The organism is Streptomyces thermocarboxydovorans, from assembly GCF_039524635.1.
GTDB lineage: Bacteria > Actinomycetota > Actinomycetes > Streptomycetales > Streptomycetaceae > Streptomyces > Streptomyces thermocarboxydovorans.
This window is the reverse complement of record NZ_BAAAGU010000144.1, coordinates 1-1003: the sequence shown is the minus strand read 5'-3', so window position 1 is coordinate 1003 and position 1003 is coordinate 1. Positions and strand designations below refer to the sequence as shown.

At 82.0% G+C, this 1003-nt stretch carries 1 pseudogene; it reads left to right on the top strand.

Going from position 1 to position 1003, the window contains the following annotated elements:
• Positions 1 to 1003 (top strand): annotated as a pseudogene (locus tag ABD198_RS30485) (SUKH-4 family immunity protein); the annotation flags it as partial.

Genomic DNA, 1003 nt, shown 5'->3' with positions numbered 1-1003 from the left:
CGGGGCCCCCCCCCGCGCCGAACGAACCGTCCTGCGAAAAGTCCCCGCCCCCGCCCGCCGCGGGTCCGGGCGCCGGGGCGCAGCCTGCCGGTGCCGGGAGCTCCGGTGGTGCCGCCGCGTCCGGCAGCGGTGGCGCGTGGCCCGCGGCGGCCGGGGCCGGTGACTTTTCGCAGGACGGTTCGTCGGGCGCGGGGGCGACCCCGTGGGCCGGTACGGACACCAGCGCCGACGCCGGTGAGGACCGTTCCGTGCCGCTGCCGGAGACCGTGTTCGCGCCGCAGCTGAGCGAGCCGGGCGACCACACCCCGCCGCCGTCGGTCCCGGCGGACGCGCCCACGGCGCTGATGTCGGGCGGCAGCCGGCTTCCGAAGACCGCGCTGGCCCCCGCGGTGGGGGAGCCGGGCGGGCAGGGCACCCCGCCGGGAGCGTCCACTACGCCGCCGCCGGGCACGCCGGGTCCGTCCGCGGGTGACATCGCCGATGCCGAGACGAGCAAGGCGACCCCGCCCCCGCAGCGTGCCGGCGGTCCGTCGACGCCGCCTCCGCCGGGTGCACCGGGCACGCCGGGGGCGCGTCCGGCGGCTGGCACGCCGCCCGCCTCGGGCTCGGGCACGCCGTACGTTCCGACCCAGCTGGTGTCGTCGCTCGAGGGGACCGGTGCCGGTCAGACCCCGCCGCCTCCCGGTGGCGGCCAGACCCCGCCCCCGGCGGGCGGCCAGACGCCGCCTCCGCCCGGTCCTCCGGGGACGCCGGGCACGCCGCCGGGTGGTGTCCACCACGCCGCGACGATGCTCGCCGACCCCAACACCCCGGGCGCCCCTCAGCCTCCGGGCCCGCCTGGAGCCCCGGGTGCGCCGAAGCCGCCCGGCCCGCCCGGTGCACCCGGTGCGCCGCAGCCTCCGGGCCCGCCCGGCGCGCCCGGTTCGACCGGCGGCGTGCCCGGCGTCCCCGGAGGACCGGGCGGAGGCGGCGTCTGGCCGCCCGCCCCGGGGGGGGTGTGGGC